The following is an 18,807-nucleotide window of genomic DNA, read 5'->3' as shown; positions in this document are numbered from 1 at the left end:
AGGGTGTCCGCCCTCCCCCGCACTCGGCCTCGCCCGTACGCTGACGTCATGACCGCCGACGATCGAGGTGCCTCCTCCGGTCCGACCTCCTCGCCCCACCCCGAGGACCCTGCTCTCTACACGGCCCGCACGGACAACATCCACGGCACAACGGGCGAGGTCCGCGTCCATGACGGCCCCACCGCCCACCGGGCCACGCTGCCCACCGGCGGACCGTCGACACCGCACCAGGGGTTCACCCCGGAGCAGTTCCTCGCGATGGCCTGGAGCACGTGCCTCGAGGAGACGCTGCGGGTGGTGCTCGCCGAACGAGAGCTCCCGCACCAGAGCAGCGTGAGCGTCGAGGTCGATCTGCATCGCGATCCGGCCGGCGGCTACCGATTCGCTCCCCGCGCCCTGGTGAGCATCCCGGACATGGCCGCCGACGAGGCCCGCACCATCGCCGACGCCGCGCACGCCCGGTGCCCCGTCTCCAAGCTCCTCACCGGCCAGGGCACGCCGCGCGTGGAGCTGGTGACGGCTGACGGCTGACGGCTGACGGCTGACGGCTGACGGCTGACGGCGAGGGTCGACGCCGCTGACCGGGGCCGCACGGGGGCCGTTCGTCCAGGTCGACCTGCGGAACCTCGCCCCGGCCGACGACGAGGACGGCATCGCGATGTCTACGACGACCCCGCCGCGCCCGGGCTGTCCTCAGCCCAGCGTCGCCGGAGCCTCCCAGTCCGTCCCGCGCACATGCTGGTCGAGGAAGCCGAGGAAGGTCTCGTACCAGACCTCGGCGTTGCCGCGGCCCATGATCCAGTGCCCCTCGTCGGGGAAGTAGAGGAAGCGGTGGCGGGTGCGCCCCTGTGCATCGCGCGGGGTGGCGGAGAACTCGTGCAGGTCGTACCAGAGGGCGTGGCCCTGGGCGATCGGCACCCGGTAGTCCTTGTCGCCGTGGATGACCAGCATCGGCACCACGATCTCGCCGACGCTGTCCTTGGGGTTGTAGCGCCGGTTCTGGTCGCGCATCGGCCGTTCCCAGCTCGCGTTGTCGGTGGTGTGACCCATCGATTCGGTGTCCCAGAGGGAGGCGTGGGTGACGATGCAGCGGAAACGGTCCCCGGTGTGCCCGGCCACCCAGTTGGCCATGTAGCCGCCGTACGAACCACCGGCGAACGCGGTGCGCTCGGCGTCGATGTCCTCGCGCGCCACGGCGCTATCGGTCAGGGCCATGATGTCGGTGAACGGCGCGCCGCCGAGCTCGTGCTGGCCGCGGTCGATCATCGCCTGCCCGTAGCCGGTGGAGATCGCCGGATCGGGCAGCAGCACGGCGTAGCCGGCGTCGACGAAGGGCCCCGGGTTCCAGCGGTAGGTCCAGGCGTTCCACGACCCCCACGGGCCGCCGTGGGCGAACACGACCAGCGGATGCGGGCCCTCCCCCGCCGGCAGGCGCAGCCAGGCCCGCAGATCGGTGCCGTCCTCCGCGGTGGCGGCCAGCCCCGTCAGCGAGCCGGTCTGCTCGATCGGATCGGCGGGATTCGGCAGCTCCTGCACGGTCCCGTCGGCCGGGTCGATGCGCACCGGGTGCGGGGCGACGGAGATCCCGGAGGCCGAGGCGACCACCGCGCCCCCGGCGACCGAGATCGAGGAGAAGGCCAGGTCCTGCTCGGGCCCGCCCGCCAGCCGCCGCGGTGCGGGGTCCTCGAGGCCGCCGATCCACACGGAGCCGCGGCCGTGGTCGTCGCTCGCGGCGACCAGGGTCGCCTCGTCCAGCCATACCGGGTCGACCCAGTGGTCGAGCTCGGGCCACACTGTCGAGGACGTTCCGTCGGCCAGGTCCAGCACCTCCACACTCGAGCTGAGGCTGGTTTCGCGGGTCCAGTTCCGGCCGCGTCCGATCAGGGCACGGGTCCCGTCGGGGCTGAACTCGCCCGGGCTGTACTCGGCCTCGGCCGTCGGCTCGCGCAGCAGCCGCGGTGGCTGGGCGCCGATCAGATCGAGCAGGTACAGGCTTTCGGCGGCCAGCAGATCGTCGCGGGAATCGGCCATGGCCACCAGGGCGCGCGTGCCCTCGCGGTCCACGGTCCAGTCCACGAGACGCCCGGGCGGCATGGTCACGTGGCGGAAGTGCAGCACCTGCGGGCCGACGGGGTCCTTCTCGGCCGCCCCGCCCGTGGGCGCCCCGTCCGCGGCTGCACCGTCCGCCGGTGCACCGTCCTGAGCGCTCGCGGGGCGAGTCGCCTCGGCCCAGGCGACGTCCTCCGGCAGCGCGGCGAGGGCGAGCACCGATCGGGCCGGGCCGAGATCGTGGTCCCAGTACCGGGTGGGGAAGCCGGCGTGGAGCCCAGCGGTCACCTTCGCCTCCTCGCGCTCGGCGGCCAGGCGGGCATGCTCGATCTCGTCGGACGCCTGCGAATGCACCTCGAGCTCGGCGACCAGCCGCGTCCCGGCGATCCTCAGTCCGCCGAAGCCGCCGGGGCGCGCTGCGACCTCGCGGGCCTCACCGCGAGCGGGCAGGGCCCACAGCTGGGCGTCGTCGGCCTCCTTGCCGTCCTCCCCGGTGCGCTTGGCGGTGAAGAAGGTGGTGCCGTCCTCCGCGGCGGCGACGGCGCCGACTGAGGCGGCGCCGCGCGTCAGCGGCACCAGGTGGTCACCCTCGATCTCCACCAGGGCGCTGCGGTACGCCGTGCCTGTGGTATCGAGCCTGGAGACCTTCGCGAGGATCCTGCCTCCGTCGGTCGTCTCCAGTCCGGCCAGCCGGGTCGCGTCCAACAGGGTTCGGGTGCTCGCTCGTGTCATGCCTCACCATCCTGCCAGAGGCGGCCGACGGGTCTTGCCCGCACCGCACAGGTAGTTTATTCTTGAACTATCTACAGGAGGCCGAGCCGGGACCGCCACGCACCGTTCCCTCCCGAGCCACGAGACGCGCTAGGAGCGATCATGCAGTTCGGAATCTTCACCATCGCCGACATCACTCCGGACCCCACCACCGGGAAGGTTCCCACCGAGCACGAGCGCCTGCAGCTCATGGTGGAGGAGGCCAAGCTCGCCGAGCAGGCGGGCCTGGACGTCTTCGCCCTCGGCGAGCACCACAACCCGCCGTTCGTGACCTCCTCCCCCACCACCACGCTGGCCTACATCGGCGCCCAGACCGAAAAGCTCATCCTCTCCACGGCGACCACGCTGATCACCACCAACGATCCGGTCAAGATCGCCGAGGACTACGCGATGCTGCAGCACCTCACGAACGGTCGCGTCGACCTGGTGATGGGCCGCGGCAACACCGGGCCCGTCTACCCGTGGTTCGGGCAGGACATCCGCAAGGGCATCGAGATCGCGATCGAGAACTACGATCTGCTGCGCCGGCTGTGGAGCGAGGACGTCGTGGACTGGGAGGGCCAGTTCCGCACCCCGCTGCAGCAGTTCACCTCCACTCCGCGCCCGCTGGACGGCGTGGCCCCCTTCGTGTGGCACGGCTCGATCCGCTCCCCGCAGATCGCCGAGCAGGCCGCGTACTACGGCGACGGCTTCCTGCACAACAACATCTTCTGGCCCATGAGCCACACCCAGCAGATGGTCCAGCTCTACCGTGAGCGCTACGAGCACTACGGTCACGGGACGGCCCGTCAGGCCTATGTGGGCCTCGGCGGCCAGGCGTTCATGCGCAAGAACTCCCAGGACGCGGTCAACGAGTTCCGCCCCTACTTCGACCACGCCCCCGTCTACGGCGGCGGCCCCTCGATGGAGGAGTTCACCCGCATGACCCCGCTGACGGTCGGCTCCCCCGAGCAGGTCGTCGAGCGGTACCTGACCATGGCCGACCACGTCGGCGACTACCAGCGCCAGATGTTCCTCATGGACCACGCCGGCCTGCCCCGCAAGACGGTCCTGGAGCAGATCGAGCTGCTGGGCACGGAGGTGGTCCCGGTGCTGCGCAAGGAGCTCGAGGCCCGCAAGCCGGCCGACGTCCCCGAGGCCCCCACCCACGCCGCGCAGGTCGCCGCCGCCGAGGCCGAGCGGGGCAGCTTCGATGACACCTACAAGTTCGAGACCGGTGACAACTGGACCGGCCTGCGCGCCGAGGACCAGCGGCCGTTCGACGCCCGCCGAGGCGCCTGACATGCTCTACTCGATGCTTCAGGGAGGATCCACCTCATGACCGGTCCCATTCGTCTCGTCGCCCTGTCCGCAGGGCTGTCCACGCCCAGTTCGACCCGCATGCTGGCCGACCAGCTCTCCCGCGAGGCGGCCTCCGCGCTCGGCCGGGACGGCGCCGAGGTCGACGTGCGCACCGTGGAGCTGCGCGAGTACGCCCACGACATCACCGACGCCATGCTCACCCGTTTCCCCGGTGAGCGGCTGTCCATGGTGATCGAGTCGGTGCGTGCGGCCGACGCGGTGATCGCCGTGACCCCCGTGTTCAACGTCGGCCCCTCGGGGCTGTTCAAGTCCTTCTTCGACGCGATCGACATCAACATCTGGAAGGCGAAGCCGGTGCTGCTGGGAGCGACCGCGGGGACCTCGCGGCACTCCCTGGCGATCGACTACGCGATCCGCCCGATGTTCGGCTACCTCAAGGCCGAAGTGGTGCCGACGGTCGTGTTCGCGGCCTCGGCCGACTTCGGGGCGGACGCCGACGCCCACGGTGACGAGCAGCCGCTGGCGGCGCGGGTGCGGCGGGCCTCTGCCGAGCTGGCCACCATGCTGCGTTCCGGGATCGAGGAGGCGGCCGGCGAGGCGGCCTCGGATCCGGCGGGCGCGACGGGTGCGGCGAGCGCGACGAGTGGGGCGGCCGACGAGACGCAGGGCCCGGCGCTGGACGCGGAGTTCTCCGACTTCGTCCCGATGGACAAGCTGCTCGGCGGGCGCTGAGGAACCCTCAGCGCGGCCACGGGCGGTGCACGCCGCGGGGTTCGTAGCCGAGGGAGCCGGCCGCGCCCAGCAGGTCGGCGAGGTACCAGGAGATGGCCAGCCACATCTCGGTGCCCTGCAGGCCGGGGCAGGCCGTGCCGCGGGCATCGGGGCGCTGGGCGAAGCCGAATCCTTCGCCAGGCCGCCAGGCTGCGACCAGCCGGGGCACCTGTCCTGCCGCCCACGCCGTGATCTCCTCGCCGCGGTGGGCGGTCTGCTGGCGGGCCAGCCACAGCGGATGGGCGATGTCCAGCACGTCGCAGGCCGTGGAGCGGCCCACCCCGAACCGGCGGTCGTCGCGCGCGTGGGCCAGGACCGTGTCGATCACCCGTTCCGGGTGCGGGATCGGGAGCCCGAACTGGGCGAACGTTCCGCGGCTGAGCCGGTAGAAGCCGTTGACCGGCTGACGCAGCCCGTCGGACGCCCGGGGCCGGCCCCACACCCCGGTGCTGCGGTCCACGGTCAGGTGCAGCCACCCGACGAGCGTCTCCAGATCGCCCGGCAGCTCGAACCACTCGCGGTTCCACGTCAGTGCTGTGCCGACCACGTCCACCCAGTCCCCCGCGCCCCAGGCGCGCTCGGTCCAGGGCTGCTGCTCGAGGGCGGCGATCAGGTCCGGGCCTCGCAGGGTGTCGACGATGCCGATCGGATGGGGGAATCGGGCACCGAGCAGATCGAGGGCGTACCCCGCGCTGAGCACGTGATACCGCGCTCCCCCGCCGAGGTCGGCCGCGGTGGGCTCGCCCAGCTCGTGGCCGAGTTCGGGGATGAGCCCCGTGCGCGGGTCCTGGCGCGCGGTGAGCCGCTGGATCACCTCCGGGCGGTCGAGCTGCCACAGCGCTGCGGGCTCCAGCAGCTCGGCGATCTCGACCGCGTCGCACAGGGCGCGCACGGTGGGCTCGGCGCCCGGAGTGTCGGTGAACGCCCGCTGGTCCTCATCCCAGCACCGCGCCAGAACGCTGGAGGCCTCCTGGCGGGCCCGGTCGGCGAACTCGCTCAGGTCCCGGGCCCCACGGCGCGCGGAGGACCGTCCGCCGGTCTCGCGGCGATCGCGGATGCGCCGTGCCGGGTTGCCGACCATGACCGACCACTCCGGCACGTCCCTGGTGACCACGGCGCCGGCTCCGATGACGCTGTGGGCGCCGATGCTCACCCCGTCGACGACGGCGACGTGGGAGCCGATGTAGACATCGTCCCCCACGGTGATCCCGCGGCTGACCAGCGGCTGCTTGCGCACCGGCTGATCGGGCGCGAACTGGTGGTCGAACCCGAGCAGCGAGGTGTGGGCACCGATGCGCACGCCCTCGCCGATGCTGACAGCGCCGCGCACCACCACGTACGCGTTGACGGTCGAGTGGGCGCCGATCCGGACGTCTCCGGTCACGTAGCTGAACGCCGCGAGGTAGGCCCCCTCCCCGAGAACCAGGGTCTCCGGGAAGCAGGCGGCCCACTGCGAGACGACACAGCCCTCGCCGAGCTCGGCGCCGTCAGCGGCAAGCTCGGCCAGACGCTCCCGCTGAGCCTGCTGTGCCGCGTCGTCGGCCTGGCGCCAGAAGGACCAGGCGTTGAAATCCGGTTCGGCGTCGCGGAGTCCGGGGCGGGCGGGCCGCTTGTTCTCGTCCATCGGAGCCTCGTTCGTCTCGGTGCTTCAGTGCGCGCAAGCGCTTGCCACCGTAGCGCAGTGGGGCCCGGCGTCTGCGCAGGAGCGGATACTATGCCGCTGGTACTGGCATGGGCCGGGACGCCCTGAGCAGCACCGCCGAAGGCCCTCCCGACCCGGCGGAAGGAGAGGCATGATCCGCTCCGGACTGTGCTCGGTCAGCTTTCGTGACCTCTCCGTCGGGCAGGTCGCCGACCTCGCCGCCGATGCGGGGCTGCACTGCATTGAATGGGGCAGCGACGTGCATGTCCCCGCCGGAGATGTGGCGGCGGCCCGCTCAGCACGGAAGGCGACCCGTGCGGCCGGGCTCGAGGTGGCCAGCTACGGATCCTATCTCCGCTGCGACGGCACAGCGGATTCCGTGGCCGAGGAGGCCGCCGCACTGCTCGACTCCGCCCGAGAACTCGGCGCACCGCGGGTCCGCATCTGGGCGGGCAGGCGGGGATCTCGTGAGACCTCACCCGAGCAGCGCCGGATGCTCGTCTCCCGGATCCGCGAGACGGCCGTCGCCGCTGCCGATGCTGACGTCGAGCTGGGCCTGGAGTGGCACGGCGGCACCCTGACCGACGAGATCGACTCGACGCTGCAGCTGCTGAACGAGGTGGATCATCCGGCCGTGCGCACGTACTGGCAGCCGCACCAAGACCAGCCGCGGGCGGCGGCGATCCGGGACCTGCGCACCTCCCTACCCCATGTCTCCACCCTGCATGTGTTCTCGTGGTGGCCCGCAGCACGCCGCCTGCCTCTCGCCGAACGCGCCGAGCTGTGGCGCGACGCGTTCGAAATCGTCCGGGTCCACGACCGCGACCACGACGCACTGCTCGAGTTCGTGCCCGGCGACGACCCGGCGTCGCTGGCCCGCGAGGCGGAGACGCTGCACGCCCTGCTGGTCCCGTCCCCTGGTGCGTCGTAGCTGGCCACGCTCTCGAGACGGCGGGTCATTCGGTGCATCGCGACGTGACGCCCGCGACCACGATTAGTGCCCGAGCGCCGGACATGAGACGCTTCGCGGCCGTATCCTGAACGCCCGGACAGCGTTTCCCCGACCCGCCCCTCCCGACAAGGAGCCCCGATGCCCGCAGTGCGTCTCAGCGACGTCGCCCAGGATGCCGGGGTCTCCCTGGCCACCGCCTCCCGCGTTCTCAACGGCTCCTCGCGCATCCCCGGCAAGGCGGTCGCGGAGAAGGTCGAGGCCTCCGCGGCGAAGCTCGGCTACGTGCCCAATGCGCAGGCGCAGGCCCTGGCGCGCTCCCGCTCCGGGCTGATCGGCCTGGTCGTCCACGACATCGCCGACCCCTACTTCGCGACCATCGCCCGCGAGATCCAGCAGCAGGCCTTCGCCTCCCAGAGCCAGGTGCTGCTGACGCAGACCGACCGCGAGATCGACACCGAGGTCAGAGCACTGCGGTCGCTGATCGCCCAGCAGGTCGATGCCCTGGTGCTGGTGGGTTCCCACCGCTACGGCAACGATTCCGACGCCGCGATCAGCACGCTGCTGGAGGGCTTCGCCCGCAACGAGGGCCGCGTGGTGGGCATGGGCCAGTCCCTCGGCGTGGGCCGCACCATCGTGCCGGACAACGCCGCGGCCGCTCACGAGCTCGCGACCTCCCTAGTGGTCGAAGGTCATCGCCGCTTCGCCGTCGTCCAGGGCATCGAGGGCATCCCCTCGGCCGGGGACCGCACCGGCGGGTTCGTCGCCGCCCTGACCGAGGCCGGCATCGAGCCGGAGCTGAACATCGGTGCCGGCCTGACCCGGGACGGCGGCCACCTCGCTGCCGAGCAGGTCCAGGAGCACCTGGAGGCGGCCTCCCCCGCCGAGGACCTGCCGCTGTGCCTGTTCGCCCCCGCCGACGTGATGGCCCTCGGTGCGCTCGGAGAACTGCGCCGGCGCGGGATCGACGTGCCGGGCCAGGTCGCCGTCGCCGGCTTCGGCGGCGTGCCCGACGGAGCCGACGCGAACCCCTCCCTGACCACCATCGCACTGCCGCTTCACGACATGGCACGCCAGGCCGTGGAGTGGGTCCTGGAACTGCCGGAGGATGCCGACGGGACGAACGGGACCGGCGCGGCCGGACGGAACGGTGCCGATAGCGCCGACGGACCGGCCAGCACCGCGGACGTCAGCGAGGTGCATGTGCGCGGTGACGTGCTGCTTCGGGAGTCCACCGCCCTGACCACCAGAGCCTGAGGGCGGCATCGGTCGGGTCCGGACCACCCCGGATCGCCGCCTCTCCGACGAATGCGCAACTGGTCGAGCGGATTCGCCATCGCAGCCAGGAATCGGGGCCGACGCGCGCGAACATCCTTGAGGCCCTGGAAGCTGATCGCCGGTGATCGTGGTGGACGCGTCGGCGATGATCGAAGCGCTCATCAGCGCCGACGCACCGGATGAGCTGACCCGAGCGGTCGCGACCCGGCCCCTGGGAGCCCCGCATCTGCTCGATATCGAGGTCCTCTCGACGCTGCGAGGCCTGGAACGCGGGCGGAAGCTCCTCCCGAAGGACTCGGACGCTCTCCGGGAGACGCACTTCGCGATGTCGATCGCCCGGTACGACGCTGCACCGCTCTCGGAGCGCATCTGGTCCCTCCGTCACCGGTGCGCGGCCTACGACGCCTCCTACCTCGCCTTGGCAGAGGGGCTCGACGCTCCGCTGCTCGCGTGCGACGAGCGCCTCCGTGCCGCCGATACGCCGGCCGAGCTGCAGATCTTTCCGGTCGCCGGCTGACTACTGGACCCCACGGAGAGGCCCGCTCGACCAGCGTGAATCGGCCCGAAGCGCCGTCGGATCGCTCCCCCGACTCCTCACTCAGCAGCGCTCGGCCCGCGTGACGAGGTGCCGGAACAGTGCCGAGACGTCCGGGGCGATCGTGGTGAGCGGTGGTCCGACTCGGCGGTACTCCAGCGGTCCGACGCGACGCATATCGACGCGCCTGGACGCTGGAGTACCGGCTGATCGGAATCGACGGTCAGCCGGCGGCCGTCATGCGTACGGCAGGACCAACTGCTCGAAGCGCTCGGCGACGGTGCGGATGGCCTCGGCGGCCGGGGTGGCCCACACGTCCACGTGGAAGATCTCCACTTCGATGTCGCCGTCATAGCCGGTCGCGGCGATCATGCGGGTGATGGCGGGAAAGTCGATGTAGCCATCGCCCATGTAGCCGCGGGAGAACAGCGGTTCGGCGGCCAGTGGCAGGTTCCAGTCGCACACCTGGTAGCTCAGCAGGCGGCCGGCGTCGGCGGCACGCTGGATGGCGCGCTCGAGGTAGGGATCCCACCACACGTGATAGGTGTCCACGACGACGCCGGCGGCGGGGCTGCCGGTGGCCTCGGCGATGTCCAGGGCCTGGTCGAGGGTGGAGACCACGGCGCGGTCGGCCGCGAACATCGGGTGGAGAGGTTCGATCGACAGCGTGACCCCGCGCTCCTCGGCGTAGGGGGCCAGGGCCGCGATGTTCTCGGCGACGCGGGCGCGGGCGCCGGCGATGTCCTTGTCCTCCTGGCTGATGCCGCCGACGACGAGCACCAGCGTGGGGGCGCCCAGAGCTGCGGTCTCGTCGATCGCGCGCCGGTTGTCCTCCAGCGCCGCGGCGCGGTCCGCCTCGGCGACGGCGGTGAGGAAGCCGCCGCGGCACACGGTGGACACGCGCAGGCCGGCGTCATCGACCCGGCGGCGCAGGGCCTCCAGTCCGACCTCGGCGACGTCCTGGCGCCACAGACCGACGGCTTCGATGCCGGCCGCGGCGGTGGCCTCGAGGAACTCCTGGATCGGCGTGGTGCGGCAGGTCCAGCGGTTGATGGACAGACGGGGCGTGCCGGTCGTCTCCGGAGCGGGCGTGTTCATGCGGCGGATCCTTCCGTGAGGCCGTCCGGTCCGTCGGCCTCGGCGTCGGTCCCGGCTCCGACAGCGTCAGCAGCGTCAGCAGCGTCAGTCCGAGCCACCTCGTATCCGGCCAGGCGCAGCATGGCGTGCCAGCGTTCGGCGGCCAGCTGGGGGCGCTCGAGGTTGCCGGTGCTCGCGGCCAGTTCGATGGTGCGCGAGAGGTGGGGCAGGCTGCGGGCGGAGTGCATCCCGCCCACCATGGTGAAGGCGGGCTGGTGCCCGTTCAGCCAGGCGAGGAAGGCGACGCCGGTCTTGTAGTGGTAGGTGGGGGCGGAGAAGACGTGCCGGGCGAGCTCCTCGGCGGCGTCGAGGATGCGGCGGGCCTGATCCGGCTCTCCGGCATCCAGTGCCTGGACCGCTGCGGAGGCGGCGGGCGCGGTGACGGCGAACGCGCCGAGCAGGGCGTGGGAGAAGCTGCCCTCCGGCTGGTCGGTGCGCGCCGTCGTCCCGTCGGCCCCCTCTCCCACGATCAGGTGGGAGAAGTGGAAGTCGTCCCCGGTGAGCATCTGCACGCCGCGCGGCAGGCGTTCGCGCACGGCGACCTCCGCCTCGGCGTCCAGCAGGCTCATCTTCACGCCGCGGATCCGGGCCGGGTTCGCCTCGATGATCCGCAGCAGCGTCTCGGAGGCCTCGGCGGTGTCGCCGGAGCCGAAGTAGCCCGCCAGCTGCGGGTCGAAGGCGGTGCCCAGCCAGTGCAGCACGACCGGTTCGGTGGCGGCCTCGAGCACGCGGCGGTAGACCTCCTCGTAGTCCTCGGCCGACGTCGCGGCCCGGGCGAGGTGACGACTGGCCATGAGCACAGCGCCCGCGCCGGTGGCCTCGGTCGCGCTCAGCTGCTCGCGGTAGGCCTCGACGATCTGGTCCAGGCTCAGCTCGGGCTCGCTGCGGTGGTCGGTGGAGACACCGGCGACGACCAGGTCGCGCACCTGCGCGCCGTCCCGGAACAGGCCCGCGTACGCGGGATCGGCGAGGGCCTCGCGGGCGGCGTCGGCGGTGCGGGAGATCAGCTCGCGGGTGGCCGCGGCGTCCAGCCCCATGTTGCGCTGGGCGGTGTCCATGGCGTCGGCGACGCCGAGTCCGCGCGACCACATGGTGCGGCGGAAGGCGATGGTCGCCTCCCAGTCGATGTCCGCCGGGGCGCCGGGGGTGTTGTCCCCGTGGACGATCGGGACCACGTGCACGGCGGCGAACACGGTGCGCGAGCGCAGCGGCGCGGTGGGCGCTGCGAAGGGGACCGCCTCCCCCAGCGGCATGGTGCGCAGATGGCCGTCCTCGTCGAGCAGGGTCAGATCGGTGCTCGTCATGGTGCTCAGACCTCCGTGAGCGGGTCGAGGGTGATGCGGCGGCCCTCGGCGGAGCTGGCGAGGCCGGTCTCGGCCAGGCGCACCCCGCGGGCGCCGGAGAGCAGGTCGAACGGATAGGGGCGGCCCTCGATGTAGTGGCGCAGGAAGTCCTCCCACTGCACCTTGAAGCCGTTGTCGAAGGTCTCGTTGTCGGGGACCTCGATCCAGTCGTCGAAGTAGTCGTGGCCGTCCTTGACGTCGGGATCCCAGACCGGCTTCGGGGTCGCCTCGCGCGGCTGGATGTGGGCGCTGTGCAGGCCCACGACGGCGGAGCCCTTGGTGCCGTCGACCTGGAACTCGACCAGCTCATCGCGGCGCACGCGCACGTCCCAGCTGGAGTTCATCTGCACCACGGTGCCGTTCTCGAGGCGGAAGACGCCGTAGGCGGCGTCGTCGGCGGTGGCGGTGTACCGGGTGCCGTTCTCGTCCCAGCGGGCCGGGATGTGGGTGGCGGTCTGGGCGTAGACGTCGGCGATGCGGCCGAAGAGGTCCTCGATGACGTAGTTCCAGTGCGGGAACATGTCCGCGACGATGCCGCCGCCGTCCTCGGCGCGGTAGTTCCAGGAGGGACGCTGGGCGGCCTGCCAGTCGCCCTCGTAGACCCAGTAGCCGAACTCGCCGCGCACGGAGAGGATCTCGCCGAAGAAGCCGGAATCGATCAGGCGGCGCAGCTTGAGCAGGCCGGGCAGGTAGAGCTTGTCGTGGACGACGCCGGAGACCGTGCCGGCCTCCTTCGCCAGGCGCGCCAGCTCGAGGGCGTCGGCGAAGGACTCCGCCGTGGGCTTCTCCGTGTAGATCGCCTTGCCGGCGGTGATGGCCTTCTTGAGGTTTGCCACGCGCAGGTTGGTCACCAGGGCGTCGAAGTAGACCTCGTAGTCCTCGTCGGCCAGGGCGGCCTCGACGTCCGTCGTCCACTGCGTCAGGCCGTGGCGCGTGGCCACGGCGGTCAGCTTCTCCTCGTTCCGGCCCACCAGCAGCAGCTCGGGCAGCAGCCGGTCGCCGCCGGTGAGCTCGACGCCGCCCTGGTCCTGGATGGCGAGCAGGGAGCGCACCAGATGCTGGCGATACCCCATGCGTCCCGTGGCCCCGTTGACGATGATCCCGATCCTGCGTGTGGCCATGTGGCGGCTCTCCTTCATGTGCGGCCGCGGCCGGCGCGGCGGCAGTCCGTGCTGGGCTGACTGAGAGGAACGGCCGCGATCCCGGCTGCTCGCGCGCCACGTCGCGCACGAGCTGCATCCGTCGTGAGCGACGGATGACGGTAACCGCTTTCCGTTCCGGGGGCTCAGTAGATCATGTCAGCGCCCGGGTTTCAAGCGCTTTCCCGTCGCGCCCGGCGCCGGACGTGCCCGCCCTCTCGCGCCCGCCCTCTCGCTCCCGCGTGGGCCCTCGACGCAACGGCCCCTCAGACATAGGATGTTTAGCGTTGCCGAGACGCGATGCCCAGCGCGCTGCTGCTGGGACCGCGACCCCCGACCCCGAGGAGAAACCTGCCATGACGCCGCCCGATACTCTCAGCCGGCGTCACGCCGCAACGCGCTGGCTGGAGGCATTGCCTCTGGGAAATGGTCGGATCGGTGCCATGGTCTGGGGCGACCCCGAGGTGGCGCGTTTCAGTCTCAACGAGACCACCCTGTGGTCCGGCTCCCCCAGCACCACCCGGAACAGGTGCACCTCGCGCGAGGACGCGGCAGAGCTTCTGACGCGTGCCCGATCGCAGTTCGGATCCGGACAGATCGTCGAGGCGCAGAACTCGATCGAGGAGCTCGGGGCCGCATGGGCGCAGGCCTATCAGCCCGTCGGGGATCTGCAGGTGCGCCTCTCCCGCGCGGACGGGACCCAGCAGCTCGTCGAGCGCACACTCGATCTCACACGGTTCGAGCACACCGCACGGACGCCCGACGGCGAGCACCGCACCTTCGTCAGCACCGCCGACGAGGTCCTGGTCCACTCGGCCCCCTGCCCCGACGGCGCCGACGTCGCGCTCGAGTTCACCTCCCCCCTGGTCGAGGAACGGCGCACCTCCGGGCCGGACGGCCTCACCCTCGTCCTCCGCGCCCCGTCGGACGGCGTGCCGACCCGCCACGGCGATGTCGCCGAGCTCGCGTGGGACGCCGAGGACGCGAGCCGAGCGGCCGTCGCCGTCCGCACCCGGCGCGAGAGGGGCCGCATCCTGGTCGTCTGCGCCATCGTCACCACGTGGCAGGGCATGGGCCGGCACCCCGACCGTCCCCTCGCCGACGCTCTCGCCGAGGCGACGGGCCAGGCCGACGCCGCGGTGGCGCGCGGTGAGCTCGACCTCCGCAGCCGCCACCTCGAGCGTCTCCCGCTCGGGGCCGGCGATGTCGAGCTGGAGCTCGGCGGCTCCGAGCATGCGGAGCTGCTCGCCACCACCTTCGCCTACGGCCGCTACCTGCTCGCCTCCTCCTCGCGTCCGGGCCTGCCGCCGGCGAACCTCCAGGGCATCTGGAATCCCCACGTCCTGGCACCGTGGAACTCGAACTACACGGTCAACATCAATCTGGAGATGAACCACTGGGCGGCGGGGGTCGCGCACGTTCCCGGCGCAGCCGGGGCCCTGGAGGGCTACGTCGCCATGCTGCGCGAGAGCGGGAGCGAGACCGCCCGCCGTGTGTACGGCGCCGACGGCTGGACCGTCCACCACAACTCGGACCCGTGGGGCTACACCGATCCTGTGCGCGGCAATCCCAAGTGGTCCTCGTGGCCGATGGGCGGCCTCTGGCTCGAGCGCGAGCTCTCCTCGATCGCAGCCTTCGGCGGGGAGCAGCCGCGCTCGATCGCCGAGCGCCGCTTCCCCGCGCTGCGCGACGCAGCGGCCTTCGCTCTCGATCTGCTGTGGGAGACGGAGGGCGGGGAGCTGGTCACCTTCCCCTCGACCTCTCCGGAGAACGAATGGGTCGCACCCGGCGGCACCCCGGTCGGGCTCAGCGAGGGCACGGGCATGGACCGCTGGCTGGTGCGGGAGATCTTCGAGCTCCTCATCGCGGCATCCCGCCTGACCGGCCGCGGTGACGATGAGATCGTCCGGCGCGCCGAGGCGGCGCTGGACCGGGTGCCCGGGCCGCGGACGGGGGCGGACGGCCGCATCCTCGAATGGCACGCCGACGGGCTCGAGGAGGTCGAGCCCGAGCACCGGCACGTCTCCCACCTCGGCTTCCTCTACCCCGGCACCGATCCCGTGCCCGATGAGCTCTCCCGCGCCGCGGCCGCCTCGCTCGAGGCCCGCGGGGACGAGGCCACGGGGTGGTCGCTGGTGTGGAAGACGTGCCTGTGGGCACGCCTTCGTCGTCCGGACCGCGTTCAGGCCCTGCTGGAGCTGTACCTGCGCCCGGCCGAGACCGCCGACGGCGTCGAGCGCAGCGGGCTGTACCCGAACCTCTTCTCCGCCCATCCGCCGTTCCAGATCGACGGCAACATCGGGATCGTCGCCGCCCTCGCCGAATGCCTGCTTCAGAGCCACCGTGGCGAGATCGAACTGCTGCCTGCGCTGCCACCGATCATGGCCGACGGGTCGGTCCGCGGGCTACGGGCGCGGCCCGGCATCGAGGTCGGCATGACCTGGGCCGACGCCGACGTCACCGCGCTGCACCTGCGCGCGGTGGGTCCGGGGGCGCTGGGCACCCACACGGTGCGCCGCGGAGAGCGACTGCTCGACGTGGAGCTCAGGGATGAACGGCCCGTGGAGATCGACCTCTCCCGGCTGATCTGAGGGCGCCGCCCCATCGGGCACACTGACCGTATGAGCCCGACGGACGATCATCGCGAACTGCTGCACATCGGAGCGGTCGCCGAGCGCACCGAGCTGAGCCTGCGCACGCTGCGGCACTACGACGAGATCGGCCTGGTCACCCCCTCGGAGCGCACCGAGGGCGGGTTCCGGCTCTACTCCGAGCAGGACGTCGAACGCATCCTGCTCATCCGACGGATGAAACCGCTGGACTTCAGTCTCGAGCAGATGCGCGAGCTGCTCGATGTCGCCGACGCGGCCGACGGGCCGGGCGCCCCCGCCGAGGCCCTCCGCACGCTGCGCGAGTTCGAGCAGATCGCGATCGAGCGGCGCAGCGCCCTGGAGAAGAAGGTGGCGATGGCCGATGAGTTCCTGGCGCGTCTGCGCGAGATCGCCGGTCCCGAGGAGAACGGGACCGCCCTGGACGCGACGAATCGGTAGACCGTCGCTACCACCCCTCGACCCCGTACCTGTGACCCATCGCGCAACGCCCGCCGGGTGCGAGAACCACTGAACCTCCCGTAACGTGAGGGTTGGTCGTCGGCCCTCGGACTCGTCCGCTTCCTCGGGCCTCCCTCCCATCTCCTCTCCCCAAGGATGCTTCGTGACGTCAGTCAGCCCTGCCCTCGGCGGCGCCCCCGCCCCCGCGCATTCCCAGCAGCGCCCGATGGGCGTCCTCGAGGCGCTCCGTGACCCCCGCCGCTTGAAGACCGAGGTGCTCGGCGGCCTCGTCGTCGCCCTCGCCCTGATTCCCGAGGCGATCGGGTTCTCGCTGGCCGCGGGCGTCGATCCGGCCGTCGGCCTGTACGCCTCGGTCACCATGGCGATCTCCATCGCGATCGTCGGCGGCCGCCCGGCCATGATCAGCGCCGCCACCGGCGCAGTCGCCCTGGTGGTCGCCCCGGTCATGCACCAGACGGGCGACCTGAACTACCTGGTCGCCACGGTGCTGCTGGCCGGCGTGCTCCAGGTGGTCCTCGGCGCGCTGGGCGTGGCCAAGCTGATGCGGTTCATCCCCCGCTCGGTGATGACCGGCTTCGTCAACGCCCTGGCCATCCTCATCTTCATGGCGCAGGTCCCGCACCTGTACGGCCAGGGTGTGGGTCCGCTGGTCTACGCACTGGTGGCCGTCGGCATCGTGATGCTGGTGGTGCTGCCCAAGATCACCACCGCCATCCCCGCCCCGCTGATCACCATCCTCGTCATCAGCGCCGTCGTGTTCTTCTCGGGCTGGAGCGTGCCGACCGTGGGCGACGAGGGCGAGCTGCCGGACTCCCTGCCCAGCCTGTTCATCCCCGACGTCCCCCTCACCCTGGAGACGCTGCAGCTGATCGGCCCCTACGCGCTGGGCATGGCGCTGGTGGGGCTGCTGGAGTCGCTGATGACGGCGAAGTTCGTCGACGACATCACCGACACCCACTCGAACAAGACTCGCGAGGCGTGGGGCCAGGGCGTCGCCAACATCGTCACCGGCTTCTTCGGCGGCATGGGCGGCTGCGCCATGATCGGCCAGACCATGATCAACGTGAAGCAGTCCGGCTCGCGCACACGGATCTCCACCTTCCTCGCCGGTCTGTTCCTGCTGATCCTGCTGGTGGCCCTCGGCGACATCGTCGGTCTGATCCCGATGGGCGCCCTGGTGGCGGTCATGATCATGGTCTGCGTGGCCACGTTCGACTGGCACAGCATCCGCCCCTCGACGCTGCGGCTGATGCCCGTGCCGGAGACCCTTGTCATGGTGATCACCGTGGTCGCCACGGTCGCCACCCACAACCTCGCCGTCGGCGTCATCCTCGGCACCCTGGCCGCGATGGTCCTCTTCGCCCGGCGGGTGGCGCACCTGGTGCGCATCGAGCCGGTGTGGGAGACCGACATCGACGACGACGGCGCCCCGGAGATCCGCCGCTACCGCGTGGTGGGCGAGCTGTTCTTCGCCTCCAGCAACGATCTGGTCTACCAGTTCGACTATGCGGGCGATCCGGACGTCGTGATCATCGACCTCACCGACGCCGACGTGTGGGACGCCTCGACCGTGGCGGCGCTGGATGCCGTGCAGTCGAAGTACACCGACCGCGGCAAGGAGGCCCGCATCATCGGGCTGGACGGCGCGAGCCAGGAGCGCCTGGAGCGCCTGTCCGGGAAGCTCGGCGACGCGGTCTGAGGCTCAGGCCAGTCGCTCGGCCAACAGCTCCACGGACCGCTCCCCGCGGAAGGCGTGGCCGCCGTCGGTGACGACGAGCTCGGGAGGCGCGGCGTCGAGCGCCTGCCACACCGGGGGCAGCTGCGCGAACGAGGCGCGCGTCGCCTCGATCGGGAAGATCGGGTCGTGCTCACCTGCCTCCAGCACCAGGGGCCGGGGCGCGACGAGGGCGGCGATGTCCGCCATCTCCATCTCCGGCAGCAGGCCGGGGATGATGTTGCAGGGGCAGTGCCGGATCGAGCACAGGCTCGCCTCGAACGAGGAGAAATAGCTCGCGACCAGGGCGCCGGCGACCGTGGGGTCCACTGCCGCCAGCAGCAGCGAGACGGCCCCGCCTCCGGAGCCGCCCGCGACGGCCACCCGCTGCGGGTCCACCCCGGGCACCTCGCGCAGCGCCTGCACGGCGGCGCGGGCGTCAGCCACACGGTGGCCCATCACCGGCCGGCCGTGCAGCAGGTGGCTGGCGGCATCGATGCCGCACGAGTTCTCGGTGTCCTCATAGGGTTCGGCACCGTCCGGGCGGGGGACGCGGCGCCGTCCGAAGCTGATCATCTCCGGGCACAGCACGGTCAGCCCGGCGCGCACCAGCTTGTGGGCGAGGCCGTCGTGGTACTCGTCGGCCGGATCAGTGCTGACCAGGTCGTCGATGCCGCGGCCGTGGCCGGCCACCAGCACGACGGCGGCACCCGTGGCCACCTCCGGAGCGGGGCGCAGGAGGAAGGCGGGGATCACGTCGCCGTCGGCCGTGCGGATCCGGACCTCCTGTGGTTCCGTGCCGCTCGCAGCGGGGAGATCGTCCAGATGCGGCGTTGCGGCGGGGGCCGACGTCTCGGGGGATGCCGCATCCCCCGTCGCGCCGTCGCCCGTCGCGCCGTCAGCCGCCGCGCCGTCGGCCGTGCTGCCGGCGCGGGCGCTGCGCCGGCCCTGGCGGTCCTCGAAGTGATCGGCCAGTCCCAGCAGGAAGCGCAGACGGCGGCGGGCGGTGGCGGCCTCGGCCGTCGCGGGGGTCTCCACGGTGGCCTCGGCGTCGGAGTCGGCTCCGGTCAGAGGCGGTTCCATGTCGTCGTCCTTCGCTGGGGTGG

At 71.8% G+C, this 18,807-nt stretch carries 15 protein-coding genes; 9 read left to right on the top strand and 6 right to left on the bottom strand.

The genetic code is table 11. The features are described 5' to 3' along the window. Positions 1–48: 48 nt before the first annotated feature. Positions 49–531 carry an OsmC family protein gene (locus tag ACFQRD_RS06915; protein ID WP_377018516.1) on the top strand — a complete coding sequence of 161 codons (483 nt, stop codon included), beginning with the start codon at positions 49–51 and terminating at the stop codon, positions 529–531. 162 nt (positions 532–693) lie between these two features. Here ACFQRD_RS06915 and ACFQRD_RS06910 read toward each other — a convergent pair whose 3' ends face one another. Beyond that, on the bottom strand, positions 694–2,781 hold the full coding sequence (locus ACFQRD_RS06910; protein ID WP_377018515.1) for an alpha/beta fold hydrolase: 2,088 nt from the start codon (positions 2,779–2,781) through the stop codon (positions 694–696). Between the two features lie 141 nt (positions 2,782–2,922). On the opposite strand from ACFQRD_RS06910, the gene ACFQRD_RS06905 reads away from it, so the two are divergent. Both ACFQRD_RS06905 and ACFQRD_RS06900 read left to right on the top strand, forming a co-directional pair. Beyond that, positions 2,923–4,101, top strand: coding sequence for an LLM class flavin-dependent oxidoreductase (locus tag ACFQRD_RS06905; RefSeq protein ID WP_377018514.1), 1,179 nt, complete (start codon positions 2,923–2,925; stop codon positions 4,099–4,101). 36 nt (positions 4,102–4,137) lie between these two features. Beyond that, complete coding sequence (locus ACFQRD_RS06900; protein ID WP_377018513.1) at positions 4,138–4,854, top strand: CE1759 family FMN reductase; 717 nt, start codon at positions 4,138–4,140, stop codon at positions 4,852–4,854. A gap of 7 nt (positions 4,855–4,861) precedes the next feature. On the opposite strand, the gene ACFQRD_RS06895 is transcribed toward ACFQRD_RS06900, so the two are convergent. Beyond that, a complete protein-coding gene (locus ACFQRD_RS06895) occupies positions 4,862–6,517 on the bottom strand; it encodes an acyltransferase (protein WP_377018512.1) in 1,656 nt (551 codons plus the stop codon). A 169-nt stretch (positions 6,518–6,686) separates the two neighbouring features. Here ACFQRD_RS06895 and ACFQRD_RS06890 point away from each other — a divergent pair, with 169 nt between their 5' ends. The 3 genes from ACFQRD_RS06890 to ACFQRD_RS06880 all read left to right on the top strand — a co-directional run bounded on the left by ACFQRD_RS06890 (position 6,687) and on the right by ACFQRD_RS06880 (position 9,279). Next, positions 6,687–7,466 (top strand): sugar phosphate isomerase/epimerase family protein, encoded by a 780-nt coding sequence (locus tag ACFQRD_RS06890; protein ID WP_377018511.1) that lies wholly within the window; start codon positions 6,687–6,689, stop codon positions 7,464–7,466. A 159-nt stretch (positions 7,467–7,625) separates the two neighbouring features. Beyond that, entirely contained in the window at positions 7,626–8,741 is a 1,116-nt protein-coding gene (locus tag ACFQRD_RS06885; protein WP_377018510.1) for a LacI family DNA-binding transcriptional regulator, read from the top strand. A gap of 142 nt (positions 8,742–8,883) precedes the next feature. Beyond that, the gene (locus ACFQRD_RS06880; RefSeq protein WP_377018509.1) at positions 8,884–9,279 is read left to right on the top strand and encodes a type II toxin-antitoxin system VapC family toxin; all 396 of its coding nucleotides are present in this window, start codon (positions 8,884–8,886) and stop codon (positions 9,277–9,279) included. A gap of 255 nt (positions 9,280–9,534) precedes the next feature. On the opposite strand, the gene ACFQRD_RS06875 is transcribed toward ACFQRD_RS06880, so the two are convergent. Genes ACFQRD_RS06875 through ACFQRD_RS06865 form a run of 3 tightly spaced genes read right to left on the bottom strand, consistent with a single transcriptional unit; the run spans position 9,535 to position 12,898 of the window. Beyond that, a complete protein-coding gene (locus ACFQRD_RS06875; protein ID WP_377018508.1) occupies positions 9,535–10,395 on the bottom strand; it encodes a sugar phosphate isomerase/epimerase family protein in 861 nt (286 codons plus the stop codon). Continuing rightward, positions 10,392–11,738 carry a DUF993 family protein gene (locus tag ACFQRD_RS06870; RefSeq protein WP_377803626.1) on the bottom strand — a complete coding sequence of 449 codons (1,347 nt, stop codon included), beginning with the start codon at positions 11,736–11,738 and terminating at the stop codon, positions 10,392–10,394. Before ACFQRD_RS06870 ends, ACFQRD_RS06875 begins: the two co-directional genes overlap by 4 nt. Positions 11,739–11,743: 5 nt before the next feature. Beyond that, positions 11,744–12,898 (bottom strand): Gfo/Idh/MocA family protein, encoded by a 1,155-nt coding sequence (locus ACFQRD_RS06865; protein ID WP_377803625.1) that lies wholly within the window; start codon positions 12,896–12,898, stop codon positions 11,744–11,746. A 374-nt stretch (positions 12,899–13,272) separates the two neighbouring features. On the opposite strand from ACFQRD_RS06865, the gene ACFQRD_RS06860 reads away from it, so the two are divergent. The 3 genes from ACFQRD_RS06860 (at position 13,273) to ACFQRD_RS06850 (ending at position 17,686) form a co-directional block, all read left to right on the top strand. Then, the gene (locus ACFQRD_RS06860) at positions 13,273–15,507 is read left to right on the top strand and encodes a glycoside hydrolase N-terminal domain-containing protein (RefSeq protein WP_377803624.1); all 2,235 of its coding nucleotides are present in this window, start codon (positions 13,273–13,275) and stop codon (positions 15,505–15,507) included. A 30-nt stretch (positions 15,508–15,537) separates the two neighbouring features. Beyond that, a complete protein-coding gene (locus ACFQRD_RS06855) occupies positions 15,538–15,966 on the top strand; it encodes a MerR family transcriptional regulator (protein ID WP_377803623.1) in 429 nt (142 codons plus the stop codon). Positions 15,967–16,192: 226 nt separating this feature from the next. Beyond that, the gene (locus tag ACFQRD_RS06850; RefSeq protein ID WP_377803649.1) at positions 16,193–17,686 is read left to right on the top strand and encodes a SulP family inorganic anion transporter; all 1,494 of its coding nucleotides are present in this window, start codon (positions 16,193–16,195) and stop codon (positions 17,684–17,686) included. A 3-nt stretch (positions 17,687–17,689) separates the two neighbouring features. Here the strand turns inward: ACFQRD_RS06850 and ACFQRD_RS06845 are convergent, their stop codons facing one another. Continuing rightward, positions 17,690–18,784, bottom strand: coding sequence for a dienelactone hydrolase family protein (locus tag ACFQRD_RS06845; protein WP_377803622.1), 1,095 nt, complete (start codon positions 18,782–18,784; stop codon positions 17,690–17,692). Positions 18,785–18,807: the final 23 nt, after the last annotated feature.

This window comes from Brachybacterium sp. GCM10030268, from assembly GCF_042666305.1.
Taxonomy (GTDB): Bacteria; Actinomycetota; Actinomycetes; order Actinomycetales; family Dermabacteraceae; genus Brachybacterium.
The sequence above is the reverse complement of the archived record's forward strand: the minus strand, read 5'-3'. Positions and strand labels throughout refer to the sequence as shown.